Consider the following 21,908-nt stretch of genomic DNA (forward strand, 5'->3'; position numbering starts at 1 on the left):
AATACGAGGAGTTACAGGATGCGAACACGCGCTGCGGTGGCCATGGAAGCCGGCAAACCACTTGAAATCATGGAGGTCAATCTCGAGGGCCCAAAGGCCGGCGAGGTTTTGGTGGAAATCAAAGCCACCGGTATTTGCCACACGGATGAGTTCACCCTTTCTGGCGCTGATCCCGAGGGGTTGTTCCCTGCGATTTTGGGCCATGAGGGCGCAGGGGTCGTGGTGGAATGCGGCCCGGGTGTGACCAGCTTGAAGCCCGGCGATCATGTCATTCCGCTTTACACGCCAGAGTGCCGCAGCTGTGACTATTGCCTCAATCCAAAAACCAACCTGTGCCAAGCCATCCGCAGCACCCAGGGGCAAGGCCTGATGCCAGATGGCACCAGTCGGTTTTCCATGCTCGATGGTACGCCAATTTTGCACTACATGGGCTGTTCCACCTTCGCCAATCACACGGTTTTGCCAGAGATTGCTTTGGCCAAAGTGCGCCCCGATGCGCCCTTTGACAAGATTTGCTATATCGGCTGCGGTGTGACCACGGGCATTGGCGCGGTGATCAATACGGCCAAGGTCGAGATTGGCAGTACGGCGATTGTCTTTGGTTTGGGCGGTATTGGCTTGAATGTGATCCAAGGTTTGCGATTGGCTGGGGCCGATCAGATTGTTGGTGTGGATCTAAATCCCGGCAAGATTGAGATGGCCCGCCGCTTTGGGATGACTGATTTTGTCAATCCGGCCGAGGTGAGCGGTGATTTGGTCGCCCATTTGGTCGCGCTGACCGGCGGCGGGGCGGATTACACATTTGATGCAACAGGCAATGTTGATGTGATGCGCAGCGCTTTGGAATCGGCCCATAAGGGGTGGGGGGAAAGCGTGATTATTGGGGTGGCGCCTGCTGGAGCTGAAATCAGCACCCGTCCGTTCCAGCTGGTTACGGGCCGCGTTTGGCGCGGCACGGCTTTTGGCGGCGCCCGTGGGCGCACGGATGTGCCAAAGATTGTCGATTGGTACATGGACGGCAAAATTGAGATTGACCCCATGATTACCCACACCATGCCTTTGGAGGATATCAACAAAGGCTTTGATCTGATGCATGCGGGCAAATCCATCCGCGCAGTGGTTGAATTTTAACGCCAGAGCTCGCCGCGCGCCAGGATATGCGCTTTTCGGGCTTTCGCCCGGTGAAATTAGAGCTAATGTGAGGGCGCGCGCTATGCGCCCTTTTCGCATGAAGTGTATCCCTCGATGATTGACGTTCTTCTCAAAACATTGCCCTTTTTCGCCATTGTGGGTCTTGGCTATGGCGCGGCGCGGATGGCGTTCTTTCCTGAAGTGGCTACGGCCTATCTGACGAAATTCGTGTTTTATTTTGCTTTGCCGGCGATGATTATCCGGTTTTCTGCCAATCTATCCTTTGCGGATTTGATCAATATTCCCTTTATATCTGCCTATCTATCCGCCTCACTGCTGATCTATTTGCTGGCCACGGGGGTTGCGATGCTGCGACGACGCAATGTGGCTGAGGCGGCGGTGGAGGCGCAATGTGCCACGATTGGCAATGTGGGTTTTTTGGGCATTCCGATGTTGGCCATGCTGATGGGACCGGAGGCTGTGCTGTGGGTCATGTTGGTGCTGGCCATTGATCAACTGGTGTTTGGCAGTTTGATTGTGATCTTAATTGTCGGCTCGCGCGATGGGCGCATGAGCTTTGGGGTGCTGCGCACGGTCGGACTTGGGTTGATCAAAAATCCGATGATCATGGCGATGATTGTGGGTTTGCTCTGTTCCTCATCGGGGGTCGTCCTGCCCGCCCCCGCGACAGAATTCTTCGACATTTTGGGCGCGGCCGCAACGCCCGGTGCGCTTTTTGCCATCGGCGCCTCTTTGGCCAGCAAATCGGCTGAGCGGCTCTCTGTGGCCAGTTGGCTGGCCTTTTGTAAGTTGATCTTACATCCGGCGGCTGTGGCGATTGCCGCGCTTTTTATCTTTCCGGTTGCCGCCTATCCCGCTGCGGTTTTGATTGCGGCGACGGCTTTGCCTGTGGCGGGCAATATCTTTATTTTGGCGACGCATTATGAGGTGGCGCCGCAGCGGGTCTCGGCGTCAATTTTCCTCTCGACCGTCGCCTCTGTGGTTACGGTGTCTTTGATCATCGCATGGGTCAGCGCCCTGTACAGCTAATCGCCCCTTTTGGCTGTGCTACGGTGTGATCTGGGGGCTTGGCCCTTGCAAACCGGAGCGAATTGAGTTTTCACCAAGTGACATTTGCAAAGGGGTTTTCCATGGAAATCAAATCTGAGAACGCGTGTTTCGGTGGAGCGCAGGGGGTTTATGCCCATGCGTCGGAGGCCTGTGGGGGCGAGATGACCTTCGGTTTGTTTTTGCCCGAAGAGGCCAAGCTCGGCCCGGTGCCTGTGCTGTGGTATCTGTCAGGACTGACCTGCACCCATGAAAATGCCATGACCAAAGCGGGTGCGCAGGCTTGGGCGGCGCAAGAGGGGATTGCCTTGGTTTTTCCAGACACATCCCCGCGCGGCGCCGATGTTGTCGATGATGCGGCCTATGACCTGGGGCAAGGCGCTGGGTTTTATGTCAACGCCATACAGCCGCCATGGGACAGGCATTTTCGCATGTGGGATTACATTGCCGAAGAGCTTCCGGCGCTGCTCGGGCGCGCATTTGCCGTTGATTTGGAACGCCAATCCATCACAGGCCATTCCATGGGCGGGCATGGGGCCTTGACCCTCGCCATGGGCCGGCCGGGGCAATACCGCAGCGTTTCGGCCTTTTCTCCCATTTGCAATCCAATGGGGTCAGATTGGGGGCAAAAGCAGTTCACCAGCTATCTGGGGGATGATCAAAGCCTCTGGAAGCCGCATGACGCCAGCCATCAAATGCAAGAGGTTGGCTTTGATGGGCCGGTGCTGATCGACACAGGCACGCAAGATCAATTTTTGGATCTCCTCAAACCCGAAACCCTGGCCTTTGCCATAGCCAAGCGGCGCCAAGACGGGCATCTGCGGATGCAAAAGGGCTATGATCATTCCTATTTTTTCGTTTCGAGTTTTATGGAAGATCACATCGCTTTCCATGCCGAAGCCCTCTATGCGGAGTGAGCTATGACGCAATATGATTTGGTGATTATTGGCTCGGGCCCCGGAGGGCGCGCGGCGGCGATACAGGCGGGCAAGCTCAAGCGGCGGGTTTTGGTGATCGATCGCAAGGATCGCTTTGGTGGCGTTTCGGTCCACACGGGCACAATCCCCTCCAAAACTCTGCGTGAGACCGTGCTCAACCTCTCGGGATGGCGGGAGAGGAGTTTTTATGGCCGGTCGTATCGCGTGAAAGATGAGATTGGCGCCGATGATCTCAAGATGCGCCTGCACAAGACACTCGATTATGAGGTGGATGTGCTGGAGCATCAATTCAACCGCAATCATGTGGAAACCATGAGCGGTTTGGCCCGGTTCATCAGCCCGAATGAGGTGGAGGTCACCGCCGAAAATGGCGAAGTGACCACGGTTGCCGGTGCGCATTTTCTGATTGCCACCGGCACCTATACCTATCGGCCTGACAACGTGCCATTCAATGGCACCACCATTCTGGACAGCGATGAGTTCTTGGAAATGGCGCAAATTCCGCGATCTTTGATTGTGATCGGTGCCGGGGTGATCGGTGTGGAGTACGCCACGATGTTTTCTGCTCTCGATGTGAAAGTGACTTTGATTGAGCCTCGGGAAACTTTCCTGGACTTTATTGATAAGACGTTGATCCAGGAATTTACGCATGAGATCCGCGAAAACGGTGTTGATCTGAGGCTGGGCTCGGCGGTGGTTAAGATCGAAGATTGCGACAGCCATGTGGAAGTTGCGCTTGAAAATGGCCGTCATGTGCGCGCAGAAATGCTGCTCTTTGCAGCCGGACGCATGGGGGCGACGCAGCGCTTGGGGCTGGACGCCGCTGGGCTCAAGACCGATCACCGCGGACGGTTGAATGTGGATCGTAAGAGCTATCAAACAGATGTGCCGCATATCTATGCGGTGGGGGACGTGATTGGGCACCCGTCGCTGGCCTCAACCAGCTTGCAGCAGGGACGCGTGGCGGCCTGTCATGCGCTGGACACCCCAAGCCTGCCGGAAAGCCCATGGTTTCCTTATGGGATCTATTCCGTGCCGGAAATCTCGACTTGCGGCATGAGCGAAGAGGAGACTCAATCGCGCGGCATTCCCTATGAAGTCGGCATTGCGCGGTTTCGTGAAACCTCGCGCGGGCATATCATGGGGCTGGAGCATGGGATGTTAAAGATGCTGTTTTCGCTCAAAACCCGCCGGGTTTTGGGGGTGCAAATCGTTGGCGAAGGGGCAACCGAGCTGATCCATATCGCGCAAGCGGTGCTGAACCTGAAGGGCACGGTTGATTACTTTGTGCAAAATACCTTCAATTATCCGACATTGGCGGAGGCTTACAAAATCGCTGGGCTGGACGCGTTTAACCGGATGCCCATTCCTGAAGAGTTGAAAGTCAGCAAAGGGCAGAGCTTGTGATTTATGTGGATGCGGATGCCTGCCCGGTCAAGGCTGAGGTGGAGCAGGTGGCCACGCGTCACAAGGTCTCTGTGAAGCTTGTTTGCAATGGTGGTATTCGCCCCTCTGCCAACCCGCTTGTTGAATTGGTGGTTGTGGATGCCGGGCCAGATGTGGCTGATATGTGGATCGCAGAGCGGGCAGGGCCCGGTGATGTTGTGATCACCACAGATATTCCCTTGGCCGCCAAAGTTGTTGAGGCCGGAGCGCAGGTGCTCAAGCCCAATGGTGAGCCATTGACCCAGGCCAATATTGGCAACGCACTGGCCACGCGCGACCTCATGTATGATCTACGCGCCGCTGATCCTTTTCGCCAGGGAGGCGGGAAAGGATTTGCAAAATCTGATCGCTCGCGGTTTCTCAATGCGTTGGACCAGGCCTTGCGGCGCTGAGCGCTTTGGATTTCGACAGGCCTTTCGCGTCATCGGCCGGGTCGTATTTGGATCAGACCTGTAACCAAACCCGGCGTAGCGGTGAGGCATGGGACAGACAAAAACGCCAATCGGTGCGCTTTGGGCGCTTCTCGCTTCTTTGACATTTTCGGTCAATGATATGTTGATCAAATTTCTATCCGACGGTTATGCATTGCATCAAATCGTGTTCACCCGCTCTTTGACGGGCGTCTTGCTGTTGATGATCGTCATTGTTCCCTTAACCGGCGGCTACGGCGCGCTGCGCACTCAAAAGCTTGGGCTGCATCTGATCCGAGCACTTTTTGTGGTGGCGGCCAATCTGTTTTTCTATATGGCGCTGGCGGATTTGCCCCTGGCGATTGTCGTGGCGATCTTTTTTATTGCCCCGTTTCTAATCACGATTTTTTCGGTTATTTTCCTTGGGGAGACCGTGGGTAAATGGCGCTGGTTGGCGGTTGTGGTGGGGCTCATCGGCGTCTTGCTCATCGTGCGGCCGGGCACGGAAGCCTTTACCCTGACAACGATACTGCCCGCCCTGGCGGCGCTGTGCTATGCGGCCTTTCATATTTTAACCCGCAAAATCGGTCAGACCGAGACTTTGATTTCACTGACTTTCTATGTCCCGCTGGTGTTTTTGGCCGTGACCACGGTGATCGGCTTGACCCTTGGGCAGGGTGGTTTTGCAGGTGGTGGGCATCCTTCGGTCGAATTTTTGCTGCGCGCGTGGCAATGGCCCAGTTGGGCGGATTTATCCATCATGGTATTTATCGGCGTCGGGGTCACCGTTGGCGGCGCGGCGATTAGCCAAGCCTATCGGGTGGCAGAGGCGGCGCTTGTGGCGCCTTTTGAATATACAGGCCTAATCTATGCCACGGCATTTGGCTATCTGCTCTTTGCGGAATGGCCGGATTCTTATGAATGGGCCGGGATGAGCCTTGTCTTGATCTCGGGCTTGGTCACAGTCTGGCGCGAGCGGGTGAATGCCCGCCCAAGGGTTGCGCCGCCCAATTCTCCACGTTAGCACTTGTGCAAAGTGAGGAGATCTTATGACCGTAGAGGCCGTTGTTTTTGATATTGGAAATGTGCTGCTGGAATGGCATCCGGAGCGCTATTTTGACCGCACCATCGGCCCTGAACGCCGCAAAGCGATGTTTGCCGATGTAGATCTGCATGCAATGAACGATCGCATTGATTTGGGCGAAGGGTTCAAAGATGTGATCTATGCCACGGCAGAAGCCTACCCCGCTTGGCGCGCGGAAATCCGCGATTGGTACGACAATTGGATAGAGCTGGCAGCACCGCCGATTGATCATTCTGTGCGTTTGCTGCGGGCGCTGAAAATTGCGGGCGTGCCGGTTTTTACTCTGACCAATTTCGGAGTGGAGAGCTTTGCCTATGCGCAAAGCCACTATGATTTTTTGACCGAATTTGATCGTGAATATGTCTCGGGCCGTATGCGGGTCATCAAACCCGATCCGATGATTTATCAGATGTTGGAGCAAGATTGCGGCGTGCCGCCCGAGCGGTTGCTCTTTGCTGATGATCGCGCGGACAATATCGCCATGGCGGCGAGCCGCGGTTGGCAAACCCATCACTTTATCACGCCTCAGGGTTGGGCGGACTGTTTGGTGGCCGCTGGGCTGTTGGCGCCGGAGCAGGCCCAGTGACCCCCGCGATGATTCCGTTTGACGCCGGCCAAGAGCGTCTGGACTGGCTGGATTTGGTCGCCGCTTTGAAGAGGGGGCATCAGGCACCAAAGGCAGAAATTGAGGATCTGTTTTTATATCGCGGATCCGACACGCTCTTGAGCCGCTCCGCTTGGATTGATGGGATGGGTCTTTTGACCAAAACCGCCACGGTTTTCCCGAACAACCCCAAGAGCGGCCAGCCGATGATCGGCGGCGGTGTGATGTTGTTTGATGATGCCACAGGGGCGCTTGCGGCGGTGATTGATTTTCACCTGATCACCAAATGGAAAACCGCCGGCGACAGTTTGATGGCGGCGCTGGCGCTGGCCCCGGCGGGGGCGCGGGAGATATTGATTGTCGGTGCCGGCACGGTTGGGCGCTCTTTGGTGGAGGCCTTTGGCGCCGGATTTCCTGAAGCCCGGTTCAGCATCTGGAACCGGAGCCCCAAGGCGGCGGAGGTTTTTGCGCAAGAGACAGGTGCGCAGGTGGTGCGCGATCTGCAAAGCGCCGTTGCAGCTGCCGATATTATCTTAACCTGCACCATGACCACGGCTCCGATCATTCAGGGGGACTGGCTGCGTCCGGGGCAACATCTTAATATGATTGGTGCTTATAGGCCGGATATGCGTGAAGCGGATGATGCGGCTTTGCAAAAATCTAAGCTCTTCGTTGACAGCTATGACACCACATTGGGGCATATTGGCGAGCTGAAAATTCCCTTAGAGAGCGGCGCAATTGACCGCAGTCATCTGCGGGCAGATTACTATGATCTGGAGGCCTTTGAGGCCGGTCCGGATGACATCACCGTATTCAAAAACGGCGGTGGCGCGCATTTAGACCTGATGACCGCGCGCTATGTTTTGGACCAATGGCCCGCGCCGGCCGGAGCCGCCGCGCTAGACAAGCCCGGCAATGCGCGCGCGGGCCGAGTTTGACCGGGGCTGCCACAGGTCACGATCAATCGCCTCTTGAAGGCGCTGGGCAATCTCACGCAGGGCGGGCGCATTGGCCTCAGCGATGAAGTCTCGGGTGTCGTCATCCTCTAAAAAGGCCGCTTCAACGGCGTCAAAATGGTGGGATTTGACAGCACCGGTGGTTGCGGCGAAGGCAAACATGTAGTCGACGGTTGCGGCAATCTCAAAGGCGCCTTTATAGCCGTGGCGCTTCACCCCATCGATCCATTTGGGATTGAGAACGCGCGACCGGATCACGCGCGCCATCTCATCGTCTAAGCTGCGGATGAGGGGCCGTTCCGGGCGAGAGTGGTCATTGTGGTAAATCGGTCGGGCTTGCCCTTGCAGGCTTTGCACCGCAGCGGCCGCCCCGCCTTCGAATTGGTAGTAATCATCGCTGTCGAGCAGATCATGCTCGCGATTGTCTTGGTTTTGCACAATCGCCTCCACCTGACCTAGCCGCGTTTCGAAACCGCTGCGGTCGCGCGCGCCTTGGCGGCCTTTGCCATAGGCATAGCTTCCCCATTGTAAATAGGCCTCGCCAAAGTCCGCTTGGCTGTCCCAAATGCGCTCATCAATCAATGCCTGTAGTCCCGCGCCGTAGGCACCGGGTTTTGAGCCATAGACCCTGGCGCCAGCCCCATTGGCTTTGGCCGGATTGACCTCCTCAGATTCATCAAGGGCCAAAACCGCCCGCGCGGCGCTGTCCACAAGATCTATCAAACCGGGAAAGGCATCGCGGAAAAATCCAGAAATGCGCAATGTGACATCGACCCTTGGCCGTCCGAGGGTGCTGGCCGGGATCACCTCAAAGCCGGTGACCCTCCGATTGGCGCTGTCCCATTTCGGTTTGACACCCATAAGGGCCAGACATTGCGCAATATCATCACCGCCCGTGCGCATATTGGCCGTGCCCCAAGCCGTGAGCAACAGGGCGCGTGGCCAATCGCCATGGTCTTGTAGGTGTTTGTCAATCAGCAGATTGGCCGATTTCCATCCCAAGGCCCAGGCCGTGGGCGTGGGCACGGCACGGCTGTCCACGGAGTAGAAATTTCGCCCTGTGGGCAACACATCGAGCCGCCCGCGTGTTGGCGCGCCTGAGGGGGCGGGGGGGACGAATTTCCCATCCAGCGCCGTGAGCAATCCCTGCGCCTCCATCGGACCGCAAGCCGCCACGGTGGGAGAGATCGTCTGGCGGATATGATCCATAACCTGCGCCGATTGGGTGCCGGGCGCGTCGCGCGTGCCGTCCATGAGCGCCTGCGCCAAGAGCTCCAGCCGCTCAACCGTATCGCCGGTGGTGCGCCAAATGTCCGCGCTGATATCAGACAGAGGGCCAAGCTTGTCGCCCTGCCAAGCTGCGGCGAGATCACAATCCAACGGGTCGAAACCCAAAGCAAGGTCGCCTGCCATGGCCCGCAGCAAGGAGGCATCCGCGCCCAGCCCAGAGCCGCGGGGAATGCGCGCCAGGGCGATGGTCAGATCACGCAGCTGCACCCCTTCGGGGGTTTGGCCAAAAATATGCAACCCGTCGCGAATTTGCGCCTCTTTCAGCTCGCAGAGATAGGCATCGAGTTTGGCCAGATCTCCGGCTTCATGACCCTCAAAACCGATATCTTTGTCCAAGCCGCTGGTGGCGGTGAGGGTGAGAATCTCGCGTCTGAGGTGTTCAATGCGCCGCGGATCTATTCCGGCAGCTTCATAGTATTCATCCACCAAAGCTTCGAGGTCTCGCAGCGGGCCATAGGTTTCCGCGCGGGTCAGGGGTGGGGTGAGGTGATCGATGATCACCGCCTGCGCGCGCCGCTTGGCCTGGGTGCCTTCGCCGGGATCGTTGACGATGAAAGGGTAGATATGCGGCATGGGTCCCAAAATTGCCTCGGGCAGGCAGCTGGCACTTAGAGCCAAAGCCTTGCCCGGCAGCCATTCAAGATTGCCATGTTTGCCCATATGCACAATCGCTTGGGCTTTTTGGTGATGCCTGATCCAGAAATAGAAGGCCAAATAGTTGTGCGGCGGGATAAGATCGGGGGAATGATAGGTTTCCACCGGATCAATATTGTAACCGCGCGCCGGCTGCAGGCCCAAGGTGATCTTTCCGAAACGCAAAATTGAAAGCTTAAATCCGCCCTCCTTTGGGTCGAAAAACGGATCATTTTCAGCTGCGCCCCAACGCTCTTCAAGCCGCGCGCGCAGCTCATAAGGCAGGGTCTGATAGTGATCCATGTAATCGGCGATTGGCAAGAGCACGCCACCTGTGCGCGTGGCCCGATCGGTCAGCCAATTGGTTGGACCGGCCATGATTTGCGCCATCAATTCGGCGCTTGTCTCGGGCGCATTGCCCACGCCATACCCAGCCTCTTGCAAAAGGGCGAGTGTATGAACCACGGAGGCGGGGGTATCGAGCCCCACCCCATTGGCCAGGCGGCCATCTTTATTGGGGTAATTGGCGAGAATCAGCGCGACTTGGCGTTGCGCCGGTGCGCATCTGCGCAGCTGGGCCCAATTGGCCGCGAGGGCTGCGACAAAGGTGACGCGATCTCCGCGGGCTTTATAGGTCGCAATCGGGCATTCGGTGGCCTCATCGAAAAAGGCCTCGCCCTTAAAGCTGATTGCGCGCGACAGAATGCGGCCATCCACCTCAGGCAGAGCCACATTCATCGCGATGTCACGGGCAGAGAGGCCGTTGGCGCCTTCCTCCCAACTGGCCTCAGTGCTGGCTGCCAGCACGACTTGCAGCACAGGCGCTTGGCGGGCTGAGGCGGCGGTGAGCGGGTTATTGGGGCTGCTGTCCCCATGCGGGTTACCAACGGCAAATGAGGTGCAGTTCAAGATCACCTCGGGTGGGGCCGCTTGGAAGAGTTGATCCAAAGTGGCCACAGAAATCGGATCTTTGAGGGAAGCGACGAAGATCGGCAAGGGGTTCAGCCCGGCCTGCAGCAAGGCTTTGACCATCCGGTTGATTGGGTTGAGCCCAGCCCCCTGCACCAAGGCGCGATAGAAAATCACGGGAACAACGGGTGCATCCTTTGTCCAATGGACGCGCGCGGCAGATAGATCCGAAATGCCAGCCCCCGGCCAATAGACCCCGGCGCGCAGCAGTGGTTCGGCCGCCTGTGGCATGGGGGTTTGCGCAATCATATGCTGGCAATAGCCAAGGAAGTTGACCGCGTTTTTCGGCCCGCCTTCCACCAAATAGGCCCAAAGCGCGTCATAGTCTTCATCGGAGACAGTCGAAAACAAGCGCAGATCAGGGTCAGGTTTGTCATCTCCGGGAAGGGCGGCAAAGGCCACGCCCGCATCGGCCAGTCGCGCGGCATATTGTTCGAAGCCATATTTCCAATAACTCGCCCCGCCAAGCACCCGGGCCACCACCAATTTTGCCCGTGAGGCGCAGGCGTCAATATGCAAATCAACCGACATCGGATGTTGCAAGTGCATCATGCTGGCCAGGCGCAACCCTGGGGGATCTGTCATGTCCGCGCGGGCCGATGATAGGGCGGCCAGCTCCGTATCGGCCGCAGAGATGAACACGACATCCGCGGGGCTTTGACCAAGGTCAACGGGCTCTTGACCTTCATCTACAGATCCGGGGGTGGCGGCCAAAAGATGCATTATGCGGTTCCGTCTTGCTCAAGGCCTGCGAATGGGGCATCAGCAGCGCTGAGGCCTGGGGCCGATGTAAAGGATAGACTATGGATTATAAAGACGCCGGCGCCATTAAGAAAGGCAGCAACAAGCCGCGGCATAGCGAGCATAATGCGAAAGGCAGTCGTAAAAACCCCTTTGGCAAAAGCGAAGGGAAGGCCGAGCTTTTGGCGCGGATGAAAGCGGCTGCGAAAGCCCGTCAAGACGCCTCTTAAACTCATAGGGTTTTGGTCATGAAGATGCTGCTGTCATTGGCGGTGTAATCGCCAAATGGACCGCAGGTTGTAAAACCGTGCCGCGCATAGAGGCGCAGGGCGGCCTGCAGCGAATTTCCGGTTTCAAGCTTTAACGCGCTGAGCCCTTGCTCGAAGGCCAGATCCTGCAGCGCGCGTAAAAGGGCATCGGCCACCCCTTGGCCCCTTGCGCTTGGATCTACGAACATAGATTTGATCTCCCCATAGCCAGGTTTGACGGCCAAGGCGCCGGTGCCAAGCACCTTGTCACCCCGGCGTGCGGTGTGAAAATAGATGTTGGGCGCACAGAGGTCTTCAATGGACAGAAAGCTGTTGTCCTCTGGCGGAAAGAGCGATTGCATAAGCGCGTGACTGGCCTGCAACAATGCGGTGGCCTGCGGTTCTTTGGGATCACTGCGCTCGATCACGATCATGGTTTAGTGCAGCGCAGCGCAGGATCGCAATGCCGCTTCAATTGCAGCATGATCCAAACCTGCCTGGCCGATCACGACCAGGCGCGTGGCGCGCGCGCCATCACCGAAGGGTTGATCAAAATAGGTCTCCACCCGTGGCCCGACCGCTTGCAAAGTCAGACGCATAGGTTTGCCTGAGACAGCCGCGAAGCCTTTGAGCCGCAATATATCATGGGCGCCTATGATCGCGCTGACCTGGTCTGAAAAGGCCTTGGGATCTGTGATCTCGCCCAGGGTCACGACAAAGCTTTCAAAGGCATCGTGGTCATGATCGTGGTGGTGATCATGGTCATGGTCATGGTCATCGTGGTCATCGTCGTGCTCATGATGGTGATGGTGCAGCTCATGGCGGGCCTCAAGATCGCCCTCCGCGCCAATACCCTGTCCCAGCAGCACATCAACCGGCAATTTACCCATGGAGGTTGTCACCACTTGCACGCCGGCGCGCGAGGAGCCGTTGAGAGTATTGACCAAAGCTTGGGCCTCGGCCTCCTCGAGCAGGTCGGTTTTGTTCACCACAATCATATCGGCGCAGGCGATTTGATCTTCGAAAAGCTCCGATAGGGGCGTTTCATGGTCCAGATTTTCATCCAATTGGCGTTGCGCATCAACCGCGGCGACCGAATGGGCAAATCGCCCCTCAGTGACGGCTTTGCCATCGACCACAGTCACAACCCCGTCGACCGTCACCTTTGTCGAAATGCCCGGCCAGTTGAAGGCCCGCACAAGAGGTTGCGGCAGGGCCAGACCGCTGGTCTCTATCACGATATGGTCGGGCTTATCTTCCCGGGCCAATAGCTTTTCCATTGTTGGGATGAAGTCATCGGCGACCGTGCAACAGATGCAGCCATTGGACAGCTCCATCACGTCTTCTTCGCGGCAGGTTTCATCACCGCAGCCCTTCAATATATCGCCATCCACGCCAAGATCGCCAAACTCATTGATGATCAGGGCGATCCTGCGGCCTTGTGCATTTTGCAACATATGGCGGATGAGGGTGGTTTTACCCGCGCCAAGAAAGCCGGTAATGATTGTTGCGGGGATTTTCGAAACCATGTCAGTATTCCTTGTGATCGGGCTTGGAGTGCTTTACGCCGAATAGATGTCAGCCAAAAGGGGCGATTTTGAAAGCTCGTGTGACCATATGTGATACCTGTGCGGAGCCCGGCGGGACGGCGCCCGGCGCCAAATGGGCGATAGCGCTTCGCAAAGCGGCACAGGACTGCGGTTTGGAGGTCGAGATTGTGACCTGCTCTTGTCTCAACATGTGTCAGTCTCCCGTGGCTTTTGCGCTGCAAGGGGCGCAGAAGGCAACCTACCTCTTTTCTGGTGCAGATCCTGCGCAGGATACGCAAGATATGCTGGGCCTGCTCAAGCTATACGCAGATGCGCCGGAGGGCTGGATCACCGAAGCGGAGGCCGCAGGGCGTTTGCGGCTTTGCCTGCAGGGCCGGGTTCCAAGGCTCTAGCCGCCCTCTAAGTTTCCAAACGCGTCAGAGTGGCTGCCACCACATAGCCCAGCATGACCCATCCCGCCGCGGCGGCTCCCAAACTCAGCGTTGCAAATTCGGCAGCCAGCTCAGGAGGTGCCACACCGAAAAACATATCGAGATGTGGCGCGCCCAAAAGCTGCGGGATCGCTATCAAGATCACGCCCGCGAGCGGCAGATAGCTGCGGCCGAAGGCGATCAAACCAAGCCCCGTGGCGCTCGCCAAAATCGTGCTGATCCACCACAGTTGCCGCTGTCCCACTTCAGCCGCGATAGTGCCCGGCAACTCAGGAGGCAGGCCAATCGCCGGCGCCAGTTGCACTGCGATAAAGCCACAGAGCCCCCAGATCAAACCCTGTCGGGCAGAGGTCGTGATACCTTTGAGAGCCGCGAAGCTGATCAGCGCGGCCAGCAACAGCCCGTAGCCTGTGTAGGTCACGATGTTAAAGGCCACTGTCATGGAATGGCGGGTCCAATCACTGCCCAAAGAGGGCGCACCCCGGTCGCTCTGAGGGGATCCGTCCGTGCTAAAATGTACGCGCGCTCCGGTCTCATAGAGCTCACCTTCCAAAAGCACCGGAATCACGAATGTGAACTGAAGCACTGAGGCCAATAGCCCAGCGGCGATGCCGGCGCAGATCGCGCTGACAAACAGGTTTTTCACCATGAGATCAGCTTAATGGCAGGGAAACGCCATGGCATGGCGTCCGTCATGGGCCGCATCATGCAGGGCATTGGCCTGAGCATAGCCGGAGGCCATCAGCAGGGCGAGCCCTGTGATAAAGACCAAAGTGATGCCCGCAGTGGCCGGCATGGAAGCTGCAATTGCTTTGCTTTGAGTTGTCATTTCGTCTCTCCTAATCCTGTCACACCCGACAGGGGGTTATTGGTCTTGCAGGCCGGTCTCCTGGCTGGCGGCATGATGATCTGTCTCCTTCCCGGTTTCCCAGTGGTATATGACAGACCCAAACCGCTTACAGTCGCGGGGGCGGCTTTGGTTTTGGGTCCCGATATGGGTCACCCGCACCAAATTCCCGTTTCAGTTCCGAATGCTTTGCATCCAATGAACACCTTACAGGAACATCTGTGGCTTGCTTGATGGGAGTCGTCAAGATCGTTTGCGACCTCACAGCGCAGAGTATCGGCATTTGTGATTTTGGCCGGGGTTTCATCAGGTGGGTTTTCATTTTGGTTGGACTGTTCCATTGTCGGCGGAAGATTGGAAGAGGTGGGAATGCGTGTAGTCCTTTTGAGTTTTGCGATTGGCATGGGCATTGCTGTGGCGCCTGGAGTTGGGGCAGTGGATTTGCCGCCGCCCCTCAAGGAGGCTGATTTTCGGCCCCTGCGCTTTGAAGAAGCGCAGTTGGGGCAGCTGCTGTTCTATGACCCCTTGCTCTCTGGCAATAAAGAGGTGGCCTGCGCAACCTGTCACCATCCCGCCTTTGGGACGGGAGATGGCCTGTCTTTGTCTTTAGGAGATGGCGGCATGGGGTTGGGCGTGAACCGTGTGGTGGATCCGCAAAACCTGCCTGAGCAACGAGTGCCGCGCAATGCGCAGCCCTTGTTCAACCTCGGCGCCAAGCAAATGACCGTATTGTTTCATGATGGGCGGGTGGAGGTTGACGCAACCCGGCCGTCCGGTCTGCGCACGCCTCTTGAAGAGGAAATGGTCGGCGGCTTTGCTTCGATCATTTCGGCGCAAACCATGTTCCCGGTGCTTTCAGGTGATGAAATGGCGGGGCATTATTCGGAAAATGAAGTTTCCCAAGCCGTGCGGCGCGGCACGCTTACGGGCAAGGATGGGGCCTGGGATTTGATTGCCCAACGGGTGGCCGCCGTGCCGGACTATGCGGCGCGTTTTGGGGCGGTCTATCCTGATTTGGCCGGGCCGCAGGATATTGGTTTTACCGATATATCCAATGCCATTGCCGCTTTTATGGAATTTGAATGGCGCTCAGATACGGCTCCTTTTGATGCGCTATTGGCCGGTGAAGCCAGCTTTTCGGGCGCGCAAGAGCGCGGGCTTGAGCTGTTTTATGGCGCGGCGGGATGTGCGGCCTGTCACAGCGGGCCACTTTTGACCGATTTTGAGTTTCATGCCATGGGTCAACCGCAGCTTGGACCGGGCAAGGCGGCGCGGTTTGAGCGCCATGCGCGGGATGAAGGGCGGTTTCGCGTGACCGGGCGGGAAGCCGATAGATTTGCCTTTCGCACGCCCTCCCTGCGCAATGTCGCGCTGACTGGCCCTTGGGGGCATTCCGGAGCCTATGGGGATCTCGCCAGCTTTGTTGCGGCCCATGCCGATCCGCGCACGGCCCTTGAGAGCTATGACCGCAGCGGGGTCGTCTTGCCAGAGTTTGAAGCGGCCGATTGGCGGATCATGGATGACCCCGCAGAGGTGGCAGCGATCTCAGCCGCGGTTGCCGTGGCGCCCGTGGCGCTTGGGGCGCAAGACGTTGCCGATATCATCGCCTTTTTGAACAGCCTAACCGACCCCGCGATGACCGCTGGCCGGCTCGGAGTGCCCAAAGCCGTGCCAAGCGGCTTGCCAGTGCCGAACCCCTAGAGAAGACCTCTGACAGCGCCATTTCAACACGAAATGAGGGCAGCGCCTGCCGGGGGCAGGCAGGTGCTGCCCGGTGTTGCCGCCGGGCAAAGTGTTTTGGCTTCGCGGTTGGGTTGTCGCGACTGCAATTATCCGGGCCAAACCACGTTACTTGCGAATGAGATTTTCGCGGAAGAAATCGACGATTTCATCGTTGATTTCATCAAGAAACAAACTCCTGTCAAATCCGCTTGGATCTTGCGCTGGCTCACCAACTTCGGCGGCAATGCTGTCGGGGAAGGGTGACAGGAATGCATAGTGATGCAAGTTGCCAATCACCTCGTAGCGGTGAGCATCAGGGAGAAGTTTGTGAACATTTTCGGCGTGGTACGGGGCGCGAAGGGCATGATCGGAACCAGCTCTATACAACAGTACGGGCATTTGAACGCGGGACATATCGTTGAACGGCAAGCCAACCGGCGCGGCGGCAACGACAGCATCAATCCGCGGATCAAGCACATCCTCGGTCAAATCTACTTGGGGGATTGAATAAATCAAGCGGCGCGCTCGCAACCACATTGGCAACGGCTCACCGCCCTCTTCGCCAATACAATATTCGGGATCTTTCTCAGCGTTCGAACAATGCCGGGCAATTTTTTCGTACTCGATGCGCCCGCCAGCAACGACAAGAACTGTGAACCCGCCCAAAGAGAACCCGAATGCACCTATTCTCTCGGCATCGACTATTGGGCCAAAGCGACTGTCTGTCAGCACAGCATCTATTGCAGCTGTCAATTCACGAGGTCTGAGAACTGTGATCTCTGGTTGCCCAACCCGCAGAAGATCATCAGGGTGTCGAACCGCTGCAACAACAAAGCCAGCTTTCACCAGGCGACTTGCCAACAGGTGATGGTTCCAATCGTTTCCGCTAAGGCCATGCGAGATCGCAATTAATGGAAAGTGGCCTGACGCAGGCGCGGAATTTCTGGCAACCGAGAGTTCCCATGGTCCGAACCTTGTTTCAGCTTCGCTCTCATGCGTCGGGTAGAAAACCCGAACCGGTGCCTCGATACCTGCAACTTCTGTGGTGATGCGGCGCACGCCGATATTGTATTCTTCTGCCTGAGCAGTGCCACAGGTCAGCACCATCAGGACTGCAACAAGCAAAAACCTCATATCGGCAGCCCCGCCCTGCGCAATGCATCATGCTGCACAGCCAAGCTCTGATCTTCGGTCGATACGCGTGCAAAGCCAATGAGCATGGAAAACCGTCTGAGTATTCAATCTAATGGCCAAAATGTATAGGTTGATTTCCAGATACCGTAAACAGACAAAATTGCCGTGTGAATTCAGTGCCGCCGCCGTATGACAAACCAGCGTTTCTTGAACTGCCCATTCACAAATAAAGACCTCTGCATACCCCAGCCGCCAAGCCAAAACACTGTGCCCGGTGGCAACACCGGGCTGCGCCTGCCTGCCCCCCGGCAGGCGCATTCACCATCTGGGCATGCTGGTACCTATGGTGACTGCTCAAATTCTGCAGGGATTTCACCACCGCTCACAGGCGCCCGCCCAGGCCGGCGCTGCCCTCATTTCATGTTGAAATGGCGTTATGCAGAGGTCTTAAATAATGTCGATTTGACCCCAACGATAGAGAGAAATAGCGAAAAGTTGGTGATGGCCCCTTAGGGGCGGCATCTCATGGCGGTGTTTTGGTTTGGAGCCTTTCAGTTACAGGAAGTTAAGGGGTCAGAGTGACGCTTTGATTGGCCGCTGCATTGTGATGTGTGATGCGCCCGCTGGGCCATGCGACGGTGATCTCGGCCTGGGTCGCAGCGCCAAGGCCGAAATGCAGCGGCCCGGCTTGTCCGCCGGCATGTCCGCCACCGATTATCGTGCGCTGCATATCGCCGTTGACGGTTATACTCGCGCCGATCGCATGGCGATTGCCGCCCGGTTGTAGGAGTGAAACCGCCAGCCAGTGACCGGCATCTGGGGTTTCGTTGCGGTAAATTTCCAATGGCGCGCGGCGGTTCAGCACCACGACATCCAGCCGGCCATCACCATCGAAATCTGCCAGCGCAGCTCCGCGCCCGCGTTCCGTGCTGGCCAAGCCGGCACTTTGGCCCATTTCTCTAAAGGTCCCATCCGCTTGCTGCATCAACAGATTATTGGGATCTTTGATCGCATTGGACGGCATTTGATCCACATTGCCTTTGGAGATGAACAGATCAACCCGCCCGTCATTGTCCATATCCCCAAATTGCGCATGCCAGCCGGTTGAAGGGCGCCCATCATCGCCAAAATAGGGGCGATGCGCATAGGTTCCGATGGAAAACGGAGCACTGGCATAGGTGCCGTCGGGCTGGGCTATTTGCATCAGCTGATCGCCCATGGAGGTGAGCATGACCTCTTCGCGCTGGTCGCCAGTGATATCGCGGCTGGCAATGCCCATGCCCCAGATAGAGATTTTTTCCCAGCCGTCTGGAGCCCCCAGAAACCGGCCTTCTTTGAGATCCCACATTTGCTCATATCCGCCGCGCACATAGTATTGCCGGTCATTTGAGATACGCAGGCGCTGCGCACCGCTGGCATCCTTTGTGGCCAACATGGATAGGCTGCAAAATCCCGGTTCCAGCGGGGTGGAGTGATACCCATCCGCAAGCGGCGTGAGTATTTCATGGCTGTCACAGGCGAAAAACGGACCCTCGGGGTTCTTTAAATCCACATAATTTCCCACGGCCATATGTGGGCGTCCGTCATCCAGCCACCAAGCGCTAAAGGCTGTCGACCATTGATCGGCGGGCAGGAGGGGGAAATCGGGGGTGGCCTGGGCAAAGCTGCAGTCCGGGCCACCCATAAGGATCATGTTTTGCCCAATGCGCAGCACGAAGAGATCCATGAAGCCATCGGCATTGATGTCGATGGGATAGGCACCTGTGGTGGCGCGGATGTCGGGCAAGGGGTGGGCGGTGAAGGTGAAATTGCCTTGATTGACAAATAGGCCGGCCGGCCCGGTGCCGCCAGCGGCGAAAATATCGGGCAGCGCGTCGCCATTGCAGTCCAGGACCGCGACACCGCCGCCGACAAAATGGTTCCACCCCCCCAAATAGCGGTGCTCAGGCAGGCGATGTGAGAGGTCGCGAAACAGCGGCTCGGCCTGTCCAACCCCGGCGAGAAGACACAAGATTACCCAAAGAGATTTCACAGTTTTTGACGCCCTTCGACAATGACAGTGCGGGTCAATTCGGTCAAAGCAAGGGCCGTTGCGCCGCGGGCCCAAACCATATCCCCCCAAGTTTGCACCTCAACCCGCGTCTCATGGCGGCTGTGATAGAGTGCAAGCGCGCGCATTTCGGCCTGCATCTCTTTGGCATTGAGGAAATCATAGCGCATCAATTGGCCTGATAGAATAATCAATTCAGGATCTAAGAGATGGATAATATTTGATAAAGCCACCGCGAGGTAGCGGCCTGCGCGCTTGAAAATGGTGCGAATATGCGGATCACTGCTGGCGGCCTTTTCGTAGAGCGATTTGAGCGCATCGGGCAGGTTATGGGGCTTTTCTGGCGACAATCCAAATACCGTGGAAGCCTCGCGGGCGAGGGCGTAATCGGCCAAATAGGCCTCCAAACATCCGCGCTGACCGCATCGGCACAGCGCGCCATCAAGCTGCACTTTCGTGTGGCCAAGTTCCAACCCCATACCATGGGCACCGCGGAACAATTGGTTGTCGCTGACAAAGCCCATGCCGACGCCATTTTCAACCGTCACCACAACGAAGTTGCTCAAAGCGCGCCCCGCGCCGAACCATAATTCGGCAAGGGTCAAAACATTGGCGTCATTGTCGATGCGCACCGGGGTTTCGAAGTGATCGGCAAAGATCTGGCCCAGCGGTACATCGGCGTTTTGCAGCAGCGGTGACCAGGCGACCATGCCGGATTCGAAATCCACGATCCCAGCAATCCCGACGCCAATGGCGGAAATCGTATCCATGGGGATCTCGGCTGCGGTACAAAGCTGGGTCACTAGATTTTCTGTGTCTTTCAGCAGGTCTTCTGCCGTCTTCTTGTCTGTGTTGCTTCCTAGGGCGGCACTGGCCAGTAGATTTCCGGCCAGATCGGTCAAGACCGCTGTGTGTGTTTCGTCAGAGAGTTTCACGCCGACCACGCGCAGCGCTTCGGGCACCACCTCCAGAGCGACCGGAGGGCGGCCCCGGCTGGTTTCGCGTGCGGCGCCCTCGACCTCACGCAAAAATCCATCTGCGATCAATTCAGCGGTGAGTGCGGTGACCGAGCCCGGGCTGACATCAAGGCTTCGGGCTATGGTTGCACGGGCGACACGGCCACTGGCGCGGACCTGCTCAAAGATCTGCTGGCGCAGCGAGAAAGATTCGCGCGCCGAGGTGCGTAGAATAGGCCCATAGCCGGTGGCCAGCGCAGCTGATTCGATTTCCTCATGAAACCCATCCTCAAACATAAATTCACCCTTTGAACTATAAGCTACCGAATTTCTCCAGCTATGCCGCAAAACCTGTATTTATTTGCGATTGGCACCGCTGATATTTGCCATTTTACACATTTTGTCGGCTAAAAATAGTAAATTTTAATTTGACAACTGAATTAAATCGCGCAGTATGTCCAAGTGGCTCAGATCTGGCGTCTGCTCGATCGGGCTAAATTTTTGGGAGGACTACAATGAATAAGCTAATCATCGCAGCCGCAGTCGCGGCAGCTGGTTTTACAGGGTCCGCTGCTTTGGCAGAGGGCATGTCCATCGGTGTGTCTTGGGCAAGTTTCCAAGAGGAGCGTTGGAAAATCGACGAAGCGGCAATGGTTGCTGCCATTGAAGCGGCTGGCAACACCTATGTTTCCGCAGATGCGGAATCATCTTCCGCCAAACAGTTGACCGACATTGAAGCGCTGATCACACAGGGCGTGGACGCTTTGGTTATCAACGCTTGGGATAAAGACGCAATTGCACCTGCTATTGAAGCTGCTGCAAACGAAGGCATCCCTGTGATCGGCTATGACCGCCTGATTGAAGATGACCGTACATTCTACCTGACATTCGACAATATCGGCGTTGGCCGCATCATTGCGAAATCTGTGCAGGCGGTTCAGCCAAGTGGCAACTATGCGATCATCAAGGGCGATCCGGGCGATCCAAACGCGATGTTCCTGCTGCAAGGTATGATGGAAGTCATCGGCGCCGATGTTGACGCGGGCAAAATCAAAATCGTTGGTGAATCTTTCTCCGATGGATGGAAGCCAGAAAATGCTCAGAAAAACATGGAGCAAATCCTGACAGCCAATGACAACAACGTGGATGCGGTTCTGTCAGAAAATGACGGCATGGCTGGCGGTGTTGTTGCCGCGCTTTCCGCGCAGGGTCTTGTGATCCCAGTGGGCGGTCAAGATGGCGACTTGGCAGCGATCAACCGCGTTGCACGTGGCACGCAGACTGTGTCCGTTTGGAAAGATGCTCGCGATCTGGGCAAAGCGGCCGGTGAGATTGCCTCTGCTCTGGCAGCTGGCACATCCATGGATGCCATCGAGGGCGCGACCAAGTTTACGGGTGGCGAAAAAGGCATTGCAATCAATGCAATCCTTCTCGAACCAACACCTTTGACACGCGACAATCTGAGCGTTGCAATCAATGGTGGTCACATCACCAAAGAGCAGGCCTGCGCCGGTGCTTTGCCTGGTGTTGACGGCTGTAACTAAGCCCTAAGACCTGCGGCGCCGATCCATTGATGGGTCGGCGCCCCTCTTCTTATTCTTTGGCCATTTGATTTGGACATGTTCGAGTAGCTCTGTCAGACTTCGGTCTGCGCGCCCGCTCCTTGTTGATCAGAGTTGAGCCTATAGCCATTTTGGATT

The 21,908-nt window shown here is 57.0% G+C and carries 20 protein-coding genes and 1 riboswitch; of the genes, 12 read left to right on the plus strand and 8 right to left on the minus strand.

Going from position 1 to position 21,908, the window contains the following annotated elements; genetic code table 11:
• Positions 1–18: 18 nt before the first annotated feature.
• From RCA23_RS02535 to RCA23_RS02570, 8 genes are all read left to right on the plus strand, one after another.
• Positions 19–1,131 (plus strand): S-(hydroxymethyl)glutathione dehydrogenase/class III alcohol dehydrogenase, encoded by a 1,113-nt coding sequence (locus RCA23_RS02535; protein ID WP_044048911.1) that lies wholly within the window; start codon positions 19–21, stop codon positions 1,129–1,131.
• A 114-nt stretch (positions 1,132–1,245) separates the two neighbouring features.
• Entirely contained in the window at positions 1,246–2,181 is a 936-nt protein-coding gene (locus RCA23_RS02540; protein ID WP_044048912.1) for an AEC family transporter, read from the plus strand.
• Between the two features lie 101 nt (positions 2,182–2,282).
• Positions 2,283–3,116 carry an S-formylglutathione hydrolase gene (fghA, locus tag RCA23_RS02545; protein ID WP_044048913.1) on the plus strand — a complete coding sequence of 278 codons (834 nt, stop codon included), beginning with the start codon at positions 2,283–2,285 and terminating at the stop codon, positions 3,114–3,116.
• Between the two features lie 3 nt (positions 3,117–3,119).
• Positions 3,120–4,544, plus strand: a complete 1,425-nt coding sequence (gene sthA, locus RCA23_RS02550; protein ID WP_044048914.1) for a Si-specific NAD(P)(+) transhydrogenase — start codon at positions 3,120–3,122, stop codon at positions 4,542–4,544.
• Entirely contained in the window at positions 4,541–4,975 is a 435-nt protein-coding gene (locus tag RCA23_RS02555) for a YaiI/YqxD family protein (RefSeq protein WP_044048915.1), read from the plus strand. Before sthA ends, RCA23_RS02555 begins: the two co-directional genes overlap by 4 nt.
• Positions 4,976–5,063: 88 nt before the next feature.
• The gene (locus RCA23_RS02560; RefSeq protein WP_044048916.1) at positions 5,064–6,017 is read left to right on the plus strand and encodes a DMT family transporter; all 954 of its coding nucleotides are present in this window, start codon (positions 5,064–5,066) and stop codon (positions 6,015–6,017) included.
• A gap of 25 nt (positions 6,018–6,042) precedes the next feature.
• Entirely contained in the window at positions 6,043–6,663 is a 621-nt protein-coding gene (locus tag RCA23_RS02565) for an HAD family hydrolase (RefSeq protein WP_044048917.1), read from the plus strand.
• 8 nt (positions 6,664–6,671) lie between these two features.
• Positions 6,672–7,619, plus strand: a complete 948-nt coding sequence (locus RCA23_RS02570; protein WP_169701443.1) for an ornithine cyclodeaminase family protein — start codon at positions 6,672–6,674, stop codon at positions 7,617–7,619.
• Here the strand turns inward: RCA23_RS02570 and cobN are convergent.
• Positions 7,581–11,252, minus strand: a complete 3,672-nt coding sequence (gene cobN / locus RCA23_RS02575) for a cobaltochelatase subunit CobN (protein WP_044048918.1) — start codon at positions 11,250–11,252, stop codon at positions 7,581–7,583. The two genes, RCA23_RS02570 and cobN, sit on opposite strands and share 39 nt — an antisense overlap.
• Positions 11,253–11,332: 80 nt before the next feature.
• Between cobN and RCA23_RS16380 the strand changes: the two genes are divergently transcribed.
• Complete coding sequence (locus RCA23_RS16380) at positions 11,333–11,500, plus strand: hypothetical protein (RefSeq protein ID WP_044048919.1); 168 nt, start codon at positions 11,333–11,335, stop codon at positions 11,498–11,500.
• 2 nt (positions 11,501–11,502) lie between these two features.
• On the opposite strand, the gene RCA23_RS02585 is transcribed toward RCA23_RS16380, so the two are convergent.
• Both RCA23_RS02585 and cobW read right to left on the minus strand, forming a co-directional pair.
• Complete coding sequence (locus RCA23_RS02585; RefSeq protein WP_044048920.1) at positions 11,503–11,952, minus strand: GNAT family N-acetyltransferase; 450 nt, start codon at positions 11,950–11,952, stop codon at positions 11,503–11,505.
• Between the two features lie 3 nt (positions 11,953–11,955).
• A complete protein-coding gene (cobW, locus tag RCA23_RS02590; RefSeq protein ID WP_044048921.1) occupies positions 11,956–13,047 on the minus strand; it encodes a cobalamin biosynthesis protein CobW in 1,092 nt (363 codons plus the stop codon).
• 80 nt (positions 13,048–13,127) lie between these two features.
• Here cobW and RCA23_RS02595 point away from each other — a divergent pair, with 80 nt between their 5' ends.
• On the plus strand, positions 13,128–13,460 hold the full coding sequence (locus RCA23_RS02595) for a DUF1636 family protein (protein WP_052376988.1): 333 nt from the start codon (positions 13,128–13,130) through the stop codon (positions 13,458–13,460).
• A 7-nt stretch (positions 13,461–13,467) separates the two neighbouring features.
• Here the strand turns inward: RCA23_RS02595 and RCA23_RS02600 are convergent, their stop codons facing one another.
• The gene (locus tag RCA23_RS02600) at positions 13,468–14,148 is read right to left on the minus strand and encodes a CbtA family protein (protein WP_044048923.1); all 681 of its coding nucleotides are present in this window, start codon (positions 14,146–14,148) and stop codon (positions 13,468–13,470) included.
• A 9-nt stretch (positions 14,149–14,157) separates the two neighbouring features.
• Positions 14,158–14,328: a CbtB domain-containing protein gene (locus RCA23_RS02605; RefSeq protein ID WP_044048924.1), complete on the minus strand. Its 171-nt coding sequence runs from the start codon at positions 14,326–14,328 to the stop codon at positions 14,158–14,160.
• 34 nt (positions 14,329–14,362) lie between these two features.
• Positions 14,363–14,571, minus strand: a riboswitch (cobalamin riboswitch).
• A gap of 144 nt (positions 14,572–14,715) precedes the next feature.
• On the opposite strand from RCA23_RS02605, the gene RCA23_RS02610 reads away from it, so the two are divergent.
• Positions 14,716–16,047: a cytochrome c peroxidase gene (locus RCA23_RS02610; RefSeq protein WP_044051207.1), complete on the plus strand. Its 1,332-nt coding sequence runs from the start codon at positions 14,716–14,718 to the stop codon at positions 16,045–16,047.
• Positions 16,048–16,194: 147 nt separating this feature from the next.
• On the opposite strand, the gene RCA23_RS02615 is transcribed toward RCA23_RS02610, so the two are convergent.
• The 3 genes from RCA23_RS02615 to RCA23_RS02630 all read right to left on the minus strand — a co-directional run bounded on the left by RCA23_RS02615 (position 16,195) and on the right by RCA23_RS02630 (position 20,505).
• Positions 16,195–17,202 (minus strand): alpha/beta hydrolase family protein, encoded by a 1,008-nt coding sequence (locus RCA23_RS02615; RefSeq protein ID WP_169701310.1) that lies wholly within the window; start codon positions 17,200–17,202, stop codon positions 16,195–16,197.
• 565 nt (positions 17,203–17,767) lie between these two features.
• On the minus strand, positions 17,768–19,234 hold the full coding sequence (locus RCA23_RS02625; RefSeq protein WP_044048927.1) for a CRTAC1 family protein: 1,467 nt from the start codon (positions 19,232–19,234) through the stop codon (positions 17,768–17,770).
• The gene (locus RCA23_RS02630) at positions 19,231–20,505 is read right to left on the minus strand and encodes an ROK family transcriptional regulator (RefSeq protein WP_052376989.1); all 1,275 of its coding nucleotides are present in this window, start codon (positions 20,503–20,505) and stop codon (positions 19,231–19,233) included. Before RCA23_RS02630 ends, RCA23_RS02625 begins: the two co-directional genes overlap by 4 nt.
• Positions 20,506–20,723: 218 nt before the next feature.
• Here RCA23_RS02630 and RCA23_RS02635 point away from each other — a divergent pair, with 218 nt between their 5' ends.
• Positions 20,724–21,752, plus strand: coding sequence for a substrate-binding domain-containing protein (locus RCA23_RS02635; protein ID WP_044048928.1), 1,029 nt, complete (start codon positions 20,724–20,726; stop codon positions 21,750–21,752).
• Positions 21,753–21,908: the final 156 nt, after the last annotated feature.

Origin of the sequence: Planktomarina temperata RCA23 (assembly GCF_000738435.1) — a bacterium.
GTDB classification, from domain to species: Bacteria; Pseudomonadota; Alphaproteobacteria; order Rhodobacterales; family Rhodobacteraceae; genus Planktomarina; species Planktomarina temperata.

Bases quoted from the DNA above. Each gene is read 5' to 3' on its own strand.
- cobW (WP_044048921.1), bottom strand. From the start codon at position 13,047: ATGGTTTCGAAAATCCCCGCAACAATCATTACCGGCTTTCTTGGCGCG.
- RCA23_RS02600 (WP_044048923.1), bottom strand. From the start codon at position 14,148: ATGGTGAAAAACCTGTTTGTCAGCGCGATCTGCGCCGGCATCGCCGCT.
- fghA (WP_044048913.1), top strand. From the start codon at position 2,283: ATGGAAATCAAATCTGAGAACGCGTGTTTCGGTGGAGCGCAGGGGGTT.
- cobN (WP_044048918.1), bottom strand. From the start codon at position 11,252: ATGCATCTTTTGGCCGCCACCCCCGGATCTGTAGATGAAGGTCAAGAG.
- RCA23_RS16380 (WP_044048919.1), top strand. From the start codon at position 11,333: ATGGATTATAAAGACGCCGGCGCCATTAAGAAAGGCAGCAACAAGCCG.
- RCA23_RS02615 (WP_169701310.1), bottom strand. From the start codon at position 17,202: ATGAGGTTTTTGCTTGTTGCAGTCCTGATGGTGCTGACCTGTGGCACT.
- RCA23_RS02585 (WP_044048920.1), bottom strand. From the start codon at position 11,952: ATGATCGTGATCGAGCGCAGTGATCCCAAAGAACCGCAGGCCACCGCA.
- RCA23_RS02630 (WP_052376989.1), bottom strand. From the start codon at position 20,505: ATGTTTGAGGATGGGTTTCATGAGGAAATCGAATCAGCTGCGCTGGCC.
- RCA23_RS02635 (WP_044048928.1), top strand. From the start codon at position 20,724: ATGAATAAGCTAATCATCGCAGCCGCAGTCGCGGCAGCTGGTTTTACA.
- RCA23_RS02565 (WP_044048917.1), top strand. From the start codon at position 6,043: ATGACCGTAGAGGCCGTTGTTTTTGATATTGGAAATGTGCTGCTGGAA.
- RCA23_RS02610 (WP_044051207.1), top strand. From the start codon at position 14,716: ATGCGTGTAGTCCTTTTGAGTTTTGCGATTGGCATGGGCATTGCTGTG.
- RCA23_RS02560 (WP_044048916.1), top strand. From the start codon at position 5,064: ATGGGACAGACAAAAACGCCAATCGGTGCGCTTTGGGCGCTTCTCGCT.
- sthA (WP_044048914.1), top strand. From the start codon at position 3,120: ATGACGCAATATGATTTGGTGATTATTGGCTCGGGCCCCGGAGGGCGC.
- RCA23_RS02540 (WP_044048912.1), top strand. From the start codon at position 1,246: ATGATTGACGTTCTTCTCAAAACATTGCCCTTTTTCGCCATTGTGGGT.
- RCA23_RS02570 (WP_169701443.1), top strand. From the start codon at position 6,672: ATGATTCCGTTTGACGCCGGCCAAGAGCGTCTGGACTGGCTGGATTTG.
- RCA23_RS02605 (WP_044048924.1), bottom strand. From the start codon at position 14,328: ATGACAACTCAAAGCAAAGCAATTGCAGCTTCCATGCCGGCCACTGCG.
- RCA23_RS02535 (WP_044048911.1), top strand. From the start codon at position 19: ATGCGAACACGCGCTGCGGTGGCCATGGAAGCCGGCAAACCACTTGAA.